Origin of the sequence: Photobacterium gaetbulicola (genome assembly GCF_003025515.1) — a bacterium.
Taxonomy (GTDB): Bacteria; Pseudomonadota; Gammaproteobacteria; order Enterobacterales; family Vibrionaceae; genus Photobacterium; species Photobacterium gaetbulicola.
Genome location: NZ_PYME01000031.1, coordinates 1 through 17,295, shown reverse-complemented (window position 1 = coordinate 17,295; position 17,295 = coordinate 1). Strand labels below are relative to the sequence as shown.

Below are 17,295 nucleotides of genomic sequence, written 5' to 3'. Positions count from 1 at the left end.
ATTGAGAGGTGAGAGGTGAGAGGTGAGAGGTGAGAGGTGAGAGGTGAGAGGAGCATAGAAGAAACCCTGCAGAGTGATAGTCTGCAGGGGGGGGACTATAGCGTGATGATGCTTTCTAGATTAGCTGCATAGTGGTGATACAGGTACGGCTGTTACCTTCGGTGCTCAGTACTTCCGTCGCGGTTTTGCCTTGGTAGGTGAAGGTGAACTGGTAGCGGCCATTTTTTGGCATCCAGAAATCAATGAATCCGTCTTGCTGGGTTTTTACCATGCCAGACTGAACCACTTCGTTAGTCTGGGTATCTTTGATTTCGACCATCATCGCTTTGTTGACCATTTCTCCCTGGCAGCCTGTCGGGACATGGAAGGTGCAGCCATGGGTCACCTGTTCGTATGGCGCAATGGAGAGCAGGAATTCATCGTCGATCGCTACCCTTGCTTTTGTACCGTCGGTAAACTCGGCGTGAATAGCATCCGGCATGACTTTTACGCTTGCCTCGCCCGTTCGGTGCCACTGATGGGACTGCTCGAGTGCCTGCTGTGGGGAAAGCGCCGCGAAAGCTTGTGCATCAACACTTGCCATTGCCTGGCCACCGCCTAGCGCGAGAAGGAGGGTAGGTATTAGGTATTTCATAGCCTGTTCCATATCGTTATTTCAAAATGGTATTACGCTTCATGCCCGCCTCTGAATGGCCGGGAATGTTGCAGGAAAATTCGACAAAGTTCTGCCCCATGAAGTGCCATCCCATTTCCGTGGTTTCACCAGGGGCCAGGGTGATGGTGGTGCCGTCATGGTGCTCCATATTTGGCATGGCCTGCATCATTTCACGGTGCTTGGCTTGTTCATCGATGCTGCCGATGGAAAATTCATGGGGAAGCTGGCCTTTATTGGTTACTACGAACCGCACCACATCCCCTTGTTTGATGGCCAAACTTGGCTCGAATTGCATTTTCATGTCATCAGTCAGTACGACCTGATAGGTCTGGCTTGCTTGAGAGGCGGGGGCTGGCATGCCGACGGCCGAGGCCATGGCACCGTGACCAGACATGGCGCCATGCCCGTCATGTTGGTGGGCATGATCGCCTGCAGCAAGAGCAAACGGTGTTGTGACTAGCAGAGCTAGCGAAAGAGCAAGATTTAATTTCATCATCATTCCTTACCCGGTGCAGGACACCGGGAAAATGGGCTATTGTTATTTCGTTAGTTTGTAGCTAAAGCGTTTCCAAAGTTGGAAAGAGGCCGGCAATACCACCAGGGTTAATAGCAGAGCTGACGACATCCCACCAATCATTGGCGCGGCGATGCGCTGCATGACTTCGGAGCCGGTGCCAGAGCCATACATGATCGGTATCAGGCCGATGATCACGGTAGAAACGGTCATCATGATTGGCCGCACCCGCAAGCCGGCTCCTTCCATAATTGCCTGGTTGAGTGTGTCGAGCGTCAGCGGTTGGTTGGTATGCTCGGCTTCTTCCAGCTGGTATTTCCAGGCCTGGTTGAGGTAGACCAGCATAATGACGCCGATCTCGACTGCGACACCGGCCAGTGCAATGAAGCCAACGCCTACAGCGATCGAAAAGTTATAGCCCAGCCATTCCATCAGCCAGATGCCGCCGACCATTGCCAGCGGCAGGGTACCCATGATGATCATTACCTCACCGACACGGCGGAAGCTGAGGTAGAGCAGCATCATGATGATGGCTATCGTGGCGGGGACGACGACGGTTAGCCGGGCTTTGGCCCGCTCCATGTATTCGTATTGGCCTGACCACACCAGAGAGTAGCCCGCAGGCAGCTCAAGTTGTCCGGCAACAACTTGTTGGGCGTCCTTAACGTAAGAGCCGAGATCACGGCCGTCGATGTCGATAAAGACCCAGCCATTGGGGCGGGCGTTTTCTGTCTTGATCATCGGTGGACCATCCTCGAAGCGGATATCGGCCACATCAGCCAGTGCAATTCGGGCACCGTTGGGGGTAACCAAGGGTAGGTTACGCAATTTATCCAACGAATCTCGGTAGCTCTGTGGGTAACGGACGTTGATCGGGTAGCGCTCCAGCCCCTCGACCGACTCCCCGACATTCATGCCGCCGACAGCGGTGCTGATCACCTGCTGGATATCACGGATATTGAGGCCGTAACGGGCGGCTTCTCGGCGTTTGATATCCATGGTGATATAGCGGCCGCCGGCGACCCGCTCGGCATAGACAGATGCCGTGCCTTCAACTTCTTGCAGCAAGGTTTCCAGCTGGGCACCAATCTGTTCAATTTGCTTGAGATCTGGGCCGGCAATTTTGACTCCAATCGGGGTTTTGATACCGGTTGCCAGCATGTCGATGCGGGTTTTTATCGGCATCACCCAGGCATTGGTCAGGCCCGGGAATTGGATCAAGTTATCTAGCTCTCGGCGCAAACTGTCTGTCGTTACCCCTTCTCGCCATTGCTCTTTGGGTTTGAGTTGGATAATAGTTTCGATCATGGTTAAAGGAGCCGGGTCAGTGGCAGTTTCCGCCCGGCCGATTTTGCCCCAAACCGTTTTTACTTCGGGGATAGTCTTGATCAGCTTGTCGGTTTGCTGCAGCAGTTCGCGCGCCTTGCCGATAGAGATGCCCGGATAGGTCGTTGGCATGTACATCAAATCGCCTTCATCCAGCGGCGGTATGAATTCGCTGCCCATTTTTTGGACCGGGTAATAGGCGGACGCCATCAGCGCCAGGGCAATGACAATCACCGTTTTGGGGAAGGCCAGGCTGAAATTGAGCAATGGGCGATAGAGAGCTATCACCAAGCGGTTGATCGGGTTCTTGTGTTCGGGCAAGACATTGCCACGGATCAGGTAGCCCATCAGCACCGGCACTAGGGTGATCGCCAAGCCAGCAGCCGCTGCCATGGCGTAGGTTTTGGTGAAGGCCAATGGCGAGAACATCTTGCCCTCTTGCCCTTCCAAGGCAAATACGGGTACAAAGCTCAGGGTGATGATGATCAGCGAGAAAAACAGCGGTGCACCGACCTCTTCTGCCGCACGGCTGATCACCTGCCAACGGTTTTCATCGTTGAGCGGGGTTCTTTCGATATGCTTGTGCACGTTCTCGATCATCACGATGGCACCATCGACCATGGCACCGATCGCAATCGCAATGCCGCCCAGTGACATGATATTGGCGTTGATCCCCTGCCAGTGCATGATGATAAACGCCGACAAGATGCCTATCGGCAGACTGATCATAACCACTAGCGACGAGCGGAAGTGGAACAAGAACAGGGCGCAGACAATGGCAACGACAATGAACTCTTCGATGAGTTTTTCGTACAGATTCTTTACCGCGCTGTCGATCAGGCCCGAACGGTCATAGGTGGTGACGATCTCCACGCCATCGGGCAAGCTCCGTTCAAGATCGGCTAGTTTGTCTTTCACGTTGCCGATGACCTGCTGGGCGTTTTCGCCAAAGCGCATCACGACAACCCCGCCAACGGCTTCGCCCTCGCCGTTGAGCTCAGAGATCCCGCGCCGCATTTGCGGGCCGAGGTTGATATCGGCAATATCGCCCAGTAACAACGGCGTGCCCTTGTCCGTGACTTTCAACGGCAGGTTTTTAAGATCGTCTATGCTGGAGACGTAGCCGGTTGCCCTGACCATATGCTCGGCTTCAGCCAGTTCAACCACCGAGGCACCAGCTTCCTGGTTACCGGCCTGAATCGCCATGTTGACCTGTTGGAGTGTCAGGTTGTAGGCACGTAGCTTGTTCGGATCAATCTGAACTTGATATTGCTTGACCATCCCGCCAACAGTGACTATTTCCGATACGCCTTCAACGGTTTGCAGTTCGTATTTCAGGAACCAGTCCTGCAGGCTTCTCAGCTCGCTGAGATCATGCTGGCCGCTTTTGTCGACCAGGACATAGCTGTAAATCCAGCCCACACCGGTGGCATCGGGGCCCAGTGTCGGCTTGGCACTGTCCGGTAGGTTGGGGGCAACCTGGCTGAGATACTCCAGTACCCGCGAACGCGCCCAGTACATGTCGGTATCATCGTTGAAGATGATATAGACATAGGAATCACCAAAGAAGGAATAGCCGCGAACGGTTTCCGCCCCCGGTACCGCCAGCATGGCGGTGGTCAGCGGGTAGGTGACTTGATCTTCTACTACCTGAGGCGCTTGGCCCGGGTAGCTGGTTTTGATGATAACCTGCACGTCAGACAGGTCAGGTATTGCATCAATCGGGGTGCGCTTGAGGCTGTATATACCGGATGCAATTAAAAAAGCGGTGGCAACCAATACCAAAAAACGGTTCTGGATAGACCAACGGATCACGGCACTGATCATTGTTCAGCCTCCTCCATTGCCGGCACCTGTGGCGGGTGGTCCATGGTGCTGTGGTCCATGGTGCTGTGGTCCATGGTGCTATGGTCCATGGTGCTATGGTCCATGTTGGTGCTAGAGTGCGCCTCATCCGCTTGTATCTCTGACAGGGTGTACTGGCCACTGTCTTGCTTAGTAATTAGAAATCGCACCGACTGGCCGCCGACAAACTGGCTCAGATCACTGTCGTCACTTACCGTGAAATCCATAGTCATTGCGGGCCAGCCCCATTCAGGAATTGGCGGGTGTTCCAGGGTCAGCATTTTGTGATCCGGCATAATGTTTCGAATCACTCCTGTTGTTTGCACCTGGCTGACGGGTTCGGTCGGGATATGAGTATTGATCCTATTGAGATCAGCGTTTTGGCTCGATTCCGAATCAATCATAAAGTGGGCAGAAGTGACGATGGCGTCATTAAGATCCAGGCCATCCAGAACTTCGACCATGCCGGCCGCCGTCCGCCCGGTTTCGATGCGCACGGTGCGGTATTTGCCATCACCTGCAGCTAGGACGACCCGTGACATATTGCCGGAGCGGATCACCGCTTGCTCAGGCACGACCAGCACCGACTCCTTGGTCTGCGGGATCAGGGTCAGGTTGGCAAACATGTTGGGCTTGAGGTTGGCCTCACGGTTGCTGAACTTGAGTCGTACCCTCAAGGTGCGGGTGGCGGGGTCGAGGATCGGGTAGATGTAGTCAACTTTGCCCTGCCAGTTTTTGCCCGGCAAGGCATCAACCCACATTGTGGCCTCAGCTCCGGGGGTGATCCAGTGGGCCTGGCGCTCGAAGACTTCGGCATCAACCCAAACATCAGATAGAGAGCCGCCGCTGATCACGGTTTGCTGCGGCGACAAGTAAGCACCGTTACGGATATTGAGCGTCGCAATCACACCATCAGCCGGTGCTTTTATCGCAATGTACTGGCGGGTTTTGCCGCGGCGGAGAATGTCGTTGATCTGGCCGTTATCCACGCCCAGCGAGCGCAGGCGGTCTTTGGCTCCATTAACCAGGGCTGCTTTGCCCATCCGTTTGGCATTGAGCAGCTCTTCCTGCGCCCTCACGAGATCTGGCGAGTAAACTTCAAACAGAACCTGTCCGGCAAGCACGCGCTCACCAATGGCATTGACACTGAGGTTTTTGATCCAGCCGCTGACACGACTGTTTATTTGCCACAGCTGACTCTCATCAAAGTTGACGTAGCCGACGCTATCAATTTTCGGCGCCAGTTTCTGGCGTTTAACTTGGGTCGTTTTGACACCGAGATTATTTTCGACCGCAGGGCTGATCGTAACGGTACCTGCCGGATCATTACTGCCACCGGTAAGATCTTCTTCATAGACCGGGATCAAGTCCATCCCCATGGGGGATTTGCCCGGCTTGTCTCGCTTGTAGTTCGGATCCATAGGAGCCACCCAGTAAAGTGGCTCATTGCTGGCAGCGTCATTGCTCTTGCTTGATTGCCCATCGGAAAAATAGCCGTTCGCAACGTACCCTAGGGCGCCGCCGATGGCGAGAGCGATGAAGGCGATGGAAAATGCGTTTTTCATGTTAACCCTTAATATTTGTTCAGCAGGTAAGCCAAGGTGTTATTTGCTTGTTGTAAGTCGGCGGCAAGACGCGCTTGTTCCAGCTCAATAGCCAGCTCTTCGCTGGCCGCGCGGATGTATTCATCCAGCTGGCTGGTATTGTTCTGGTAGCCGCGTTCGATGGCTTGGGTTTTTTCCTTGGCTTGCTTTAGTAACATTGAGCGGTAACGAACCAGTCGCTGCTCAATGTTGTCTCTATCTATTGCCGCTGCGCTAACTTGGGCATGCATTTGTTTGAGCGCTAAGTCTCGCTGGGTGCGGGCTGCCCCCACCTGATGCTGGGCGGCAGACAGCTTTTTGTCTTGGCGCTTTTCTGTGAACAAAGGGAGATCCATAGTGACGAAGGCGCTGACCAAGTCCGGCGCCGGAGAGCCGTCCATCCGATCGGCCTGGCGGTAGGCATACATGACTTCGACACCAAACTGGGGCTGATAGGACTCGTTCGCTAACTCGACACCGGTTTCGCTACTTTTGATCAATTCATCGGTGACCTGAATACGGGGATGGGCGGCAAGGGCCTGATAGTGATCTCGCGGTGAGTTGGTAAAGTAATCTTGCAAGGCCTGCCACTTAGGGTAAGTTGTCGCTTTGACCTGCCAGGCCTGTTCACCAAGCCACTCTGAGAGCTGGGCCCGCAGACGCTGCTGCATTTGTCGGTTTGATTGGAGCTGCTCGTCAACCTTGCTGACTTGAAGTTCGGCCTGAATCAAATCCTGTGCTTGGCTAACACCTACACCATAGTTGGTGCTGAGATAGCGGGTAAGCTCACGGAACAGCGCTTGGTTTTGCTTCATCAGTGAGTAGCTTTGATCAAGGTAGGCCAGCTCTATCCAGGCGCTAGTGATTGCCTGAGTGACATCCAGTCGGCGGACATCGGCCTGCTTGCGTACACTACCGGCCTGCTGCTGGCTCTGTTTGTGCTGTAGAGACAAGCTATTGCCTCGGCCAAACTGCTGCATGAGACCGACTGAAATATTGGTCATGGGATCCTCATCGAAAGCAAAGCTATCGACAGGTAGCCCGTTGACGCCCATTCTCAGCTTTGGATCCATCAATTGGCTGTTGGCTACCCCCATTTCGCTGATCGTGTCAGCCTGAAATTGGATTTGCTGCTGGGCGACATCATGTTCGATAGCCCAGTTGATCAGCGTATTCAAGCTCGATGGCTTGTGAGCAGTATTGGCAGGGAGGTTGCTGCCCCATGAGTTTGTGGCTAACCCCATGAGCGACACCATAGCTAATGCCCGGTAAATCGTGTTTTTTTGCATGTATTTATTCACTTATTCGACATTGATAACGACTGGGTAGCGAAAGCCATATACCCAGTGGTGGCAAAGTACGAATCAGTGAATGGGAGGGCGTAGGCTGTTCTCGATACGCGAAATCGGCGTACTTACCAATAAACGCAGCGGCGCAGCTTGGTCGGAAAATGCGGGTTGAGAGAGGTAGAAAATCGGCAGGGCTGAGTACTGGCAATGACTGCTGTTACAGCTCTTGCAATGGTTGGTATCGCCGTTATTGTCACAGTGGCTACCATCGGTCATGGTTTTATCATTGCAGTTTTCGCAATGAAGGGGGGCCTGATGGTTAGCATGACTGTCAACGGAGCTCTCGGCTGGTACTGGAGCGTGATGCCCGGCATGTCCGTCGGTTGGATGATGGGCAGTGCTGGCTTGACGGGCTTGGCTGTTCTCTCTGGTTTGATGAGGGGCTGAAGAGTCAGTGTCCGCTGGTATTGGATGACCAGGCATAGCAAAAACCGGGTTGATAATCAGGCTTGTTATCAACACCAGAAGTAATGCCAGCAAATTGTACGGTCTGCGCAAGGTCATCATGTAACAGCTAGAAATTATTAGTATCCAATTGTTACAAGTTTAGACCTTCCCCTAGGGTAAAGGTCAATAAAAAAGAAGTGGCTAATGAGCCACTTCTTATTCGTAATAACGCCTCAAACGATCAGCCCGCAGGGACGGACTCAACTTCAGCGTTGAGTTTTGGCGAAGTAGCCTGTGTATCGATAACCTCCGCTTCAGCGAGGGGGGCTTGGTCGGAACCCTGGTCAACGTCAGCTGTACTACCCGCTATTTTCGGTGCTTTTGTTTGCGTAAGGGGAGTGGTTTTAATTGGCTCGCCTGTTTGGGTGTAGGCGGCGACTAGCGAGGCGTTCAGCTCGGCAATTTTGGCTTCCAACTGGGCGACGGTTTGGTCTGCATGCTCTGTGGCTTTGTGCTGCGCAGCCAGAGAGGCTTCTAGTTCCGCCACTTTTTGTTGTTCATCCGTTAGCTGCGCCAGTAGTTGCTCAAGGTTTTGGGCACCTTCACTCGATTGGGCCTTTTGCGCTTCGATAAGAGAGACAAGCAGCTTGCCTTGCTCACTGATTGGGTTATCGCGTAGATCCTCGCTACCCAGAGCCTTGGCAATATTAACCAGCATTTTCTCAAACGTCAGTACGTGGCGTTCATAGTCTTTTTCCGGAAGTGCTTTGAGCTTTTGCACCACATCGGCGATATGCTCGGCATGGTTTAGCGAGAACATGGCTTCGTCGGCTTTGTGCTCGATTTTGCCGAACGAGCGCGGCTCGGCAGCAATAAAGGCTTCTGCGGCTGTGACGCGGGTAGAGGCAACGGCTAGTGTATCCGGGGCATGCAGGGCAATATTGCTATTTTTCAACCGTGCCAACTCTTTTTGTGCCGCTGAGAGGTAAATACGGGTCACCGTTTTGACTTCAAGCGCGCGTTGTTTGCTGACCAAATCTGGCTGGCCTGACGTTGCTCTTTCAGTGCGTTCATCCGCAATATGGTTTACCAGTGTTTTGAGTTGGCTTTCTAAGCGCGCATTAGATTTTGGGTAATATTTATCGACATCTAATGACTGTAATTGGGCGCGGTAAGAGAAGGCTTCATCGAGAACCGATAATGCTTTTTCCCGGATGATTTCTGCCTTGGCAATATTGAGGTTGAATTGATTTAATGCTTCTTCGGCGGCTTGGATATTGGTTCGAGAACTGAAGAATCCTGTGCTGCTATGGGCTTTGCCCGGATCGGTTTCAAATACCGCGTAATACTCTTTGGCGTCACTGAGTGCCTTATCTGCATCCTGATAGTATTTGGTTGCAAACCATTGAAGTTCATCTTCTTTTGCGCTATCACGCTTATCTTCTGCTTGGCGTAAACTGTGAGCAATTGAATGAATTTGAGTGGAAACGCCAGATTGATTGCTGTCGAGTGGAAGTGCTTTCGTTGCCTCGGAGTCTGATGCACAGCCCGATAGAAGTACAGTAACAGCGATCGCTGTTAGTGTTAGTCCCTTTTTCATTACGGCTCCAATTGGTATATATGAGTGAAGTTTATTTATGAATATTATTAGTATTTTTAATAAAAGATTGTAGAACGATATAAATATAAGATAAACACCCAGCCGTAAAATAGTTATTTTCAAAAAAGGGGTAAGTATATTTTAGTTATCAGTGTTTATTGTTCTGCCATTTATTTGACGGCCGGTTTTATGGCAAGAATATGCTTACCGAGCTGGGTAGATACTGACAATTGTGAGACTGAGTGGCCGGGGAGTATGCAAGCTGATAGGTTCAAGTTAACCGGGGCGTGGTAATTTTGACAGGGGGGATAGCCAAGGCTGCGGCAGGCAAGGCTATCGATATTTTCGAATTCCTAGGGACGGTTCTTACTTCCCTTGCTTGGCTTTTAGTTTTGCTTCCAGATCATTTTTGACTATCTTGATAGCCGACAGCGCGGTTTCAGGATCAATCTCGTTACTCTCTAGGAGATAAATGAGATCAACCGCCAGTTTGATGTCGTCAGGGGCGTTGTCGAGTGGTGATGAGGTCGAGTCTGTCATAGTGCTCACAGGGTTGGTGAATAACGCGAACTAGCGCAGTGCCAGTACATCCATGGCTGAGTATATAAGCTGAGCGTGTAGGTTGACCAGCTGTTGGTGTTCGCTTCGGTAACCGCCACCAACGACTGCGGCGACAGGAATACCGGCGTCATGGCAATGGCTGAGTACCAAGTGATCGCGCTGGTAGATCCCCTGGGTACAGACATTGAAGTAGCCCAACTCATCGTGCTGGTGGATATCAACCCCAGCGTCATAGATCACCATATCGGGTTGGTGTTGCGCCAGAGCCAAGGGCAAGATCCCGCGAAAGGCATCCAGGTACTCGCGGGTGGTTGTTTCCCGCGGTAGGGCCAGATCGATATCCGAATCAGGCTTACGGGCCGGGAAATTTTTGTCGCAGTGTACAGAAAAGGTGATGATCCTTGGATCATCTGCCAGTAGCGTTGCGGTACCGTCGCCTTGGTGGACATCACAGTCGATGATCATGACTTTATCGATCCCGTCCAGGGTCAGGGCGTGGCGAGCTGCCAGCGCTAAATCGTTGACCAGGCAAAAGCCACTGCCAAAATCATGGTGGGCGTGGTGATAGCCGCCACTGAGGTGAATACCCAGGCCGTACTGGTAGGCTAAATCGACGGTCAATTTGGTCCCGCCAGACGAGGTCAGGGTGCGCGCGATGAGCTGCGCACTCCAAGGAAAACCAATTCGGCGCATTTGGGCTGCCGGTAGCGTGTTTCCGAACAGTCCATCAATATAGTCAGGGTGGTGGAGCTGTTTGATTTCCGCGATATCAACAGGCTGTGGGCAGTGTAACCGGAGCTGGGGATGCGAATGAAGCTTCAGCGCTTGCTCCAGATACTCATACAGCATGCGATATTTGTTGATAGGGTAGCGGTGCTCCGGCGGCAGCTCGAGCTGTGAGTATATTGGGTGGTAAACCAGATGCAGTGCCATTAGCCTTTACGCTCCCGCATACTGATTTGCTTTTCAATTTTTGCCAGTGCGATTTTGCAGCGACGCAAGCGTTCGGCCAATGTCGCCGCTTCGTTTTGTAATACTTGTTGCTCATCGGCAGAGCGGCACTGGCTCAGCGCCCTCTCCTTGTGCCGCTGCATGTTCGCAAGACGTTTTGCCCAGACCTGATGCTGGGCGAGATCTTGCTTGAGTTCATAAATTGGCTTGCGTCGGCTTCTCGTTCGTTGTGGTTCATTTTTGCGGATTTGCTGTGTGGCCAGTTCCCGTTGTACCGCCTGGATTTGTGAAACAATGCGTTCACAAATATGCTGGGTACGGCTGGGGTTGAGTTTGCCTTGGCTGTGCTCACGGCTGAGTGCCAGGATTTCTTCACGGATCTCTTCAACGCAAGGAACCAGCAGCTTGCTGCGGCAATGAAACAGCTGCTCATCAAATAGCGGGCGCTGGGCTTCTCCCCGTTTGCTATCGGTATTGGCGGCCTCGTCGGCCAACTGGGTGGCGAGGTCTTCCAGTCGTTGGAAGTCGAGCATGGTATGACTCCAGATTCAGCGGCCGGTTAAAACCAAGCCTGCAGGGCCAGTTTGATGGCCAAAATAATCACCACGGTGACAAAGACAGGCCGGATGAAACGTGCGCCGAAGCGAATGGCGGAATGGGCGCCGATATAGGCACCGATCATCAAGCAGACGCCCATTGTCAGGCCCAGTATCACATTAATATGCCCTAAGATAGCAAAGGTCACCAGCGAGGTCAGGTTACTGGTAAAGTTCATAGCCTTGGATAGCCCCGAAGCCATCAAGATATCCAACCGGTAGAGGGCCATGTTAGAGACGGTCCAGAACGCCCCGGTACCGGGGCCGGCAACGCCATCGTAGAAACCTAGGCTGGTGCCTTGTACCCACTGCTTTTTTGTCAGGCTTGCGGACTTTTCGGGCAGACTGTGGCTGTTTCCCTTTGGGTGCGGATGCCAAAGGGTATATAGCGCCGTGGCCAAGATAACCAACGGCAGCATTTTTTCCAGCCATTCGGTGGCAATCAAATCAACCACCAGGGTCCCGGCAATCGCACCAATCAGGGTCGCAACGAACGACTGGCGCCAGAATGAAGGCGAAAAGAGCTGCTTTCTGTAGTAGGTCCAGGCGGCTGTCGACGAGGCAAATGTTGCCGCGAGCTTGTTGGTACCTAATGCTATGTGGGGCGGTAGACCAATAGACAGCAGAGCTGGGACGGTCAGCATACCGCCACCGCCGGCAACCGCATCGATAAAACCGGCGAGTAGGGCTACCAGTCCAAGCAGGAGCCACATGCTTGGCTCAATCATGTCAATCATTGTTAATTACCTACAATCAGACGTGTTCGATAACACGTTCGAAAGGTGGCAGCGAATCGAGCAAAGCCTTGCCATAGCGCCGGGTGATCACCCGGCGGTCGAGCAATACCACCCGACCCGAATCTTCTTCTTTGCGCAGCAAGCGGCCGACCGATTGGATCAGTTTCTTGCTGGCTTCCGGGACTGAAATTTGTAAAAACGGGTTGCCGCCCCGGCTTTCGATGTACTCGGCATGCGCTTCTTCAACTGGTGAGGTCGGCACCGCGAATGGAATCTTGGTGATGATCAGGTTTTTGAGTAAATTACCTGGCAAATCAAGCCCTTCAGAGAAGCTTCCTGTGCCAAATAAAATACTGGTTTTACCTTTTTGACAGTTCTCTTTATGTTTTTTTAGAATGATGTGGCGCGATTCCTCGCCTTGGATCAGCAGCTCCCAGCGATTTTTCTTCGCCAGCGGGCGTAGTTTGTCGGCCACTTGGTTCATCTGCCAATAGGACGAAAACAGTACCAGGCTAGAGGTTTCACCTTCGAGGTACTCCGGCAGGGTGTCGATAAGCAAATCGGTAAACTTGTCAGCCTGTGGCTCCAGTGGTAGGGCCGGGATCACCAAGCGTGCGTTATTTTTGTAGTCAAACGGCGAGGCCAAGGCCAAGAACCGGGTTGCTTCCTTTTCGAAGATACCGGCCTGGCGGCAAAAATAATCAAACTGGTTCAATGCCCTTAGGGTCGCAGAAACCAAAATAGAGCCGACTGCACGGCTCCAGAGCAGTTGGTCGAGGCGGTGGCCGACTTCCAGCGGCGAGACTTCGATGATGTAGTCATTCTCCCTATCCGGACTTTTTTCTATCCAGCGGGCTAAAGGTGCCCCTTTGTCCTTGTTGGGCTGGGCCATGAGGTTCCAGACCTTTTCAAGGTTTTCCAGACGCTGCAGGTAAAAGCCAGACTCAGTAAGCGCCTGCTCACCAACCCTTGGCAAAATTTCATTGTCTTTGCTGCGCTCGGAGATCAGGTCGTGAATTTTCCCCAGCGCCTGCAGGGCTTTCTTGCTGGCATCTTTGCAGCCCTTTGCCTCTTCTTGCAGCCATGCAGGCAGTTCACCGTGCTCAAAGCGGTAAACGCCGTCCTTGTTGAACTGGGCATCGTCGATACTGTTGGCGATCTGGCGCAGGGAGGGGATCAGCAAGGCGATATTTTCGCTCAGCGCGGTCTGGAAACGGCCTGATTTCTTGTAATCGGCCAGCTCTGCCAGTCTACCGACAGACTGATTGAGCTTTTCTAGCCAGTTGGCGGCCCCTTTAAGGCTCGCCGCTGCCGATGAAAAGTCACGTGCAACCTGCGGCAGGTGGTGGGCCTCGTCGATGACATAGATGGTTTTTTCCGGCTCCGGCAAGATGATACCGCCGCCCAGCTCAATATCGGCCATCAGCAGGGCATGGTTGGCAATGATGACATCGGCTTTTTCCAGGTGTTCGCGGGCCTTGGCAAATGGGCAATCCCGGTGCTTGGGCAGGCCGGCATGGCAACTGTGTTTGTCAGCGACAATCTGCTGCCAGACACGATCGGGGATGGTGGTTGGCCAGCTGTCGCGGTCACCGTCCCATTTTCCGCTCTCGCTGGCTATCAACATCCGCTTCAAAATATCTAAATCAGACTTTTTAGGTTTTTCATCCCACAAGCTAACCTGTTGATTTTCATCACTGCTACAGCTGGTTTCCAGTTTGTGGTTGCAACAATAGCGCTGTCGGCCCTTTGCCAGGATGAAGCTGAACTCTTTAGGGTAAATACGGTTAAACAGCGGCAGGTCTTTGTTGATCAGCTGCTCTTGCAGGGCAACGGTGGCCGTTGATATCAATATTTTCTTGTTATTGAACACGGCAAAAGGGATGGCTCCTAGTAGATAGGAGAGCGATTTACCGATCCCAGTGCCAGCTTCGGCAACCAGCATGCGGTGCTTGGCATGGTATTCGCCGCCCAAGGTTTTGGCAATTTCAGCCACCAGATAGTTTTGAGCCCTTCTAGGTATAAAGTTATCGAGCTGGTTGCTCAGGTTCTCGTAGCACTGCTTGATATCACTTTTTATCTGGTTGTGTAGCATAACTGAAACTTCATAGGGACAGGGTGCGGCATTATAGCACGAACATCTGGATGTGACCGCTCGCAGGTTTTTGTTATTTGCCTTTTAAAAATGAGAACCAGTTCACGAAATAAGATTGAACTTGTTTCGTTGTATGTGGGGCGAGCGCTATTCAATGCTAAATCACCACAAGTTCCTGCTCTGAGTGGTGAATTGTGCTTTTATTGTCCTTTTTTTTCTCGATTTGTAGTTTTTTATGTTGATGCTTGATGGGTTACTTTTTTATGAATAGGCTTTTTTTATATTAAAACAATGCTCAATTAGCACGCAGACGCTCTGTAAGTAACTGAATTAAATGGTTGTTGATGTTTTTTTAGTTTGAATTTAGAAGATTTGACATCAAGAGGAATATTCTGTCAGGATGAGTTCCATAAATTTCGACTCTTTGGTTTTCTTATTGCGTTATATGTTCATAAGGCATGGGAAACTGGGGATAAAAAAAGAAAAGGAATTCTGGAAACAGGAATTCCAGTCTAAATAAGAAAAGGCAGTGGATATCATGAAAAAGACTCTTCTAGCACTATCAGTACTAGCAGCAGGTTCAGCACAAGCTGGTGTAAACCTATATGACGAAAACGGTGTAATCGTTGACCTTTCAGCTGCAGCTGAAGTTCAGTACATTCAAGAATACACACCAAACAGCGACCCGTTCCTACGTTTGGATGACGGTGACCTAGCGCTAAACACCACTATCGCGGTTAACAGCCAGTTGAATGCGGTTGCTGGTATTGCCTTCGCATTCGAAGATAGCGATGTTAAGAACGACGAGCTATGGGTTGGTCTTGGTGGCGACTTCGGTACTGTTACTTTCGGTCGCCAGCTATTGATTGCTGATGACTCAGGTATCGGTAAAGACTACGAGCTAGGCGGTGACGGTCTAGATTTCGTTCAGGCTGAAGGCGATCAAACTGTTAAGTACGTATACGACAACGGCCAGTTCTACGCGGGTATTTCTGCTGTTATTGCTGAAGACAACAAAGACACAACAGCAGACACAAGCATCGTTGATGGCCGTCTAGGTGCTCGTTTCGGTAACTTCGATGCGCGTGTATACCTATACTCTGGCTCTGATGTGAGCGGCGACTTCGTTAGCTTCTTTGGTCAAAATGGTTCTTTGGACATCGACGGCTACAACCTAGAAGCGGAATACTTCATGGATGCATTCGCGCTAGCTGCCTCTTTCGGCCAGATCGAGTATGAAGATGCAACTTCTGCTAACAAAGGTAAAGTTGAAGCAGACACAGCAGCACTTGCTGGTTCATACACTATGAACCAAACTACTTTTGCTCTTGGTTACACTTACCTAGGTTGGGATGAAAAGCCAACCGCTGGTGGTAAGACTTCTGATGACGTAAACACTTTCTACGCGAACGTGACTCAGCAGCTACACAGCAATGTTAAAGCTTACGGTGAAATCGGCTACACAGACGCTGATGACGCAGAGTTCGGCTACGTAGTAGGTATGGAAGTAGTATTCTAATCGTCTTTTTCGGTTAAAAACTCTCCTAAAAAGCCGCCTTCACAGGCGGCTTTTTGTTATCTTAGTGGTGACAAAATTGTGTTATGACAGTAAGTAAGGGATTGATAATGAAAAAATGGTTAGTGACCCTTGGGCTATTGGCGCTGCCGCTGGGCGTGCAGGCCGCCACATTGAGCACCGGCAATAACATCAAGCTGCTGGTGGTCGACGGCAAAAAGGTCGATTCGTCGTTCTGGTCCGAAACTGACAGCATCGAGCTGACGGAAGGGCGCCACCAGGTGGTGGTCCGCTTTGACGGCGAGCTCAAAGACGGCTCGAAGAGCAAAATGTATACCACACGTCCTTACTTGTTCGAAATGGACGTCCCGAAGCAAGATGCCACCATTGTCTTGCCCCGTCTATCGACCCTGAGCCAGGCCAAAGCGTATTTCCAACGCGGCCCAGAATGGCAGCTTGAGCTGGCGGATGGGACTTCCCGGCTCCTAAACCATGTCGAGCTGCAGGGCAAGGGCTTTGCCGCCTTCAGCGATATGGAAGCGGTCGTGGCCGAGTACAACCGCGAGCACGGTATTACCTTTGAAGAGGGGTATGCGGTCGATCTCGAGCAGGCGGCGGTGGAAGTCAGTGATAAAGGGGAAGTGAGCATCACTGGTGATGCCTTTGTCCAGCTCAAGCTGTGGTACAGCAAGGCGAATGCGGAAGAAAGGGCTGCTTTCGAGCAATGGGTGCAGCAGCAATCAGCACCTTAACACTGTTATTAGCTGCGATAACCAGCAAACAAGGTAGTCGAATATAACGAGATGTTCGAAATAACAATAGGCGGGAGAGCCCGCTTATTGTCGGTGTTAGCTATCGTGGTGGTAGCGGCTGTGCTCGCGGCAGCTACTGCAGCGCGGCTGGGCCGGATCTTGTTCGAGATCTTCGAGGGCAATTTCTTCTTCGCAATCGACACACAGCCCGTACATCCCCAGTTTCACCGAGCACACGGCAGCGTCGACACGTTCCATCCGGGCGGCCAAGTCAAACAGGTTGGGAATAAAAGACGATTTGGCCATCACGATTAATTCGCTAAGTTCCGCATTCTCAATCGCCGTTGCCGATGGCACTAGGGTATTGAGCAGCATCTCGTGTTTGAGTTCGCGTGACAACATTCCGTGCTCTTGTTCAAGGCGCTGCTGCAGTTGATCGTAAAGTTTATCTGACGTTGTCATAAGCCTTTCATTCTTTTTATTTGTGATTATTTCAGTCTAAGACGATTCTTGAGAACGATTGTGATTTGAATCAAACAATTATGGGGTTGTATGACAATAACCTTATTTTCTCTCGGTTTTTGTCGTAGCGCGATTCCGCTATATTGACAGCACTTATAAATGATGGCCCAGGAGCCATTAACACCAAATCAGTCAATAAAGGAAGTGTACCATGGAGCAGGGATTTCAAGATCCGTATAATAATGGAATGGTCGCCCCTCTCTCAGCCGTCTACTATGGCGGTAACTGCGGGAAAGGAGAACGAGCATGACGATGACAACTGTCGGTATCGACTTAGCGAAAAACGTATTCCAGCTTCATGGGGTT

16 protein-coding genes are annotated in these 17,295 nt (G+C 51.7%); 3 read left to right on the top strand and 13 right to left on the bottom strand.

Going from position 1 to position 17,295, the window contains the following annotated elements; genetic code table 11:
- Positions 1-115: 115 nt before the first annotated feature.
- From C9J03_RS21660 to C9J03_RS26780, 6 genes are all read right to left on the bottom strand, one after another.
- On the bottom strand, positions 116-634 hold the full coding sequence (locus tag C9J03_RS21660) for a CueP family metal-binding protein (RefSeq protein ID WP_044622751.1): 519 nt from the start codon (positions 632-634) through the stop codon (positions 116-118).
- A 16-nt stretch (positions 635-650) separates the two neighbouring features.
- Positions 651-1,151, bottom strand: a complete 501-nt coding sequence (locus tag C9J03_RS21655; protein ID WP_420813022.1) for a cupredoxin domain-containing protein — start codon at positions 1,149-1,151, stop codon at positions 651-653.
- A 42-nt stretch (positions 1,152-1,193) separates the two neighbouring features.
- Positions 1,194-4,322, bottom strand: a complete 3,129-nt coding sequence (locus tag C9J03_RS21650; RefSeq protein ID WP_044622753.1) for an efflux RND transporter permease subunit — start codon at positions 4,320-4,322, stop codon at positions 1,194-1,196.
- Positions 4,319-5,905: an efflux RND transporter periplasmic adaptor subunit gene (locus C9J03_RS21645; protein ID WP_082060578.1), complete on the bottom strand. Its 1,587-nt coding sequence runs from the start codon at positions 5,903-5,905 to the stop codon at positions 4,319-4,321. The genes C9J03_RS21650 and C9J03_RS21645 overlap by 4 nt, the downstream gene beginning before the upstream one ends.
- An 8-nt stretch (positions 5,906-5,913) precedes the next feature.
- The gene (locus C9J03_RS21640; protein WP_249031114.1) at positions 5,914-7,167 is read right to left on the bottom strand and encodes a TolC family protein; all 1,254 of its coding nucleotides are present in this window, start codon (positions 7,165-7,167) and stop codon (positions 5,914-5,916) included.
- 120 nt (positions 7,168-7,287) lie between these two features.
- Entirely contained in the window at positions 7,288-7,488 is a 201-nt protein-coding gene (locus C9J03_RS26780) for a hypothetical protein (protein ID WP_156149936.1), read from the bottom strand.
- Positions 7,489-7,527: 39 nt separating this feature from the next.
- On the opposite strand from C9J03_RS26780, the gene C9J03_RS27120 reads away from it, so the two are divergent.
- Positions 7,528-7,659, top strand: coding sequence for a hypothetical protein (locus tag C9J03_RS27120; protein WP_276329432.1), 132 nt, complete (start codon positions 7,528-7,530; stop codon positions 7,657-7,659).
- Positions 7,660-7,900: 241 nt separating this feature from the next.
- Here C9J03_RS27120 and C9J03_RS21630 read toward each other — a convergent pair whose 3' ends face one another.
- The 6 genes from C9J03_RS21630 to dinG all read right to left on the bottom strand — a co-directional run bounded on the left by C9J03_RS21630 (position 7,901) and on the right by dinG (position 14,199).
- Positions 7,901-9,259 carry a hypothetical protein gene (locus C9J03_RS21630; protein WP_044622756.1) on the bottom strand — a complete coding sequence of 453 codons (1,359 nt, stop codon included), beginning with the start codon at positions 9,257-9,259 and terminating at the stop codon, positions 7,901-7,903.
- 366 nt (positions 9,260-9,625) lie between these two features.
- Entirely contained in the window at positions 9,626-9,799 is a 174-nt protein-coding gene (gene rsmS / locus C9J03_RS21625) for a pleiotropic regulatory protein RsmS (protein WP_039467265.1), read from the bottom strand.
- 30 nt (positions 9,800-9,829) lie between these two features.
- Positions 9,830-10,753, bottom strand: coding sequence for a histone deacetylase family protein (locus C9J03_RS21620; RefSeq protein ID WP_044622757.1), 924 nt, complete (start codon positions 10,751-10,753; stop codon positions 9,830-9,832).
- A complete protein-coding gene (locus tag C9J03_RS21615) occupies positions 10,753-11,304 on the bottom strand; it encodes a primosomal replication protein (protein ID WP_044622758.1) in 552 nt (183 codons plus the stop codon). The genes C9J03_RS21620 and C9J03_RS21615 overlap by 1 nt, the downstream gene beginning before the upstream one ends.
- A gap of 26 nt (positions 11,305-11,330) precedes the next feature.
- The gene (locus C9J03_RS21610; RefSeq protein WP_044622759.1) at positions 11,331-12,104 is read right to left on the bottom strand and encodes a sulfite exporter TauE/SafE family protein; all 774 of its coding nucleotides are present in this window, start codon (positions 12,102-12,104) and stop codon (positions 11,331-11,333) included.
- Between the two features lie 16 nt (positions 12,105-12,120).
- The gene (gene dinG, locus C9J03_RS21605) at positions 12,121-14,199 is read right to left on the bottom strand and encodes an ATP-dependent DNA helicase DinG (RefSeq protein ID WP_044622760.1); all 2,079 of its coding nucleotides are present in this window, start codon (positions 14,197-14,199) and stop codon (positions 12,121-12,123) included.
- A 538-nt stretch (positions 14,200-14,737) separates the two neighbouring features.
- Between dinG and C9J03_RS21600 the strand changes: the two genes are divergently transcribed.
- On the top strand, positions 14,738-15,718 hold the full coding sequence (locus C9J03_RS21600) for a porin (protein ID WP_044622761.1): 981 nt from the start codon (positions 14,738-14,740) through the stop codon (positions 15,716-15,718).
- A 107-nt stretch (positions 15,719-15,825) separates the two neighbouring features.
- Positions 15,826-16,467, top strand: coding sequence for a YccT family protein (locus C9J03_RS21595; RefSeq protein ID WP_044622762.1), 642 nt, complete (start codon positions 15,826-15,828; stop codon positions 16,465-16,467).
- Positions 16,468-16,563: 96 nt separating this feature from the next.
- On the opposite strand, the gene C9J03_RS21590 is transcribed toward C9J03_RS21595, so the two are convergent.
- A complete protein-coding gene (locus C9J03_RS21590; protein WP_044622763.1) occupies positions 16,564-16,929 on the bottom strand; it encodes a TraR/DksA C4-type zinc finger protein in 366 nt (121 codons plus the stop codon).
- Between the last annotated feature and the right edge of the window lie 366 nt (positions 16,930-17,295).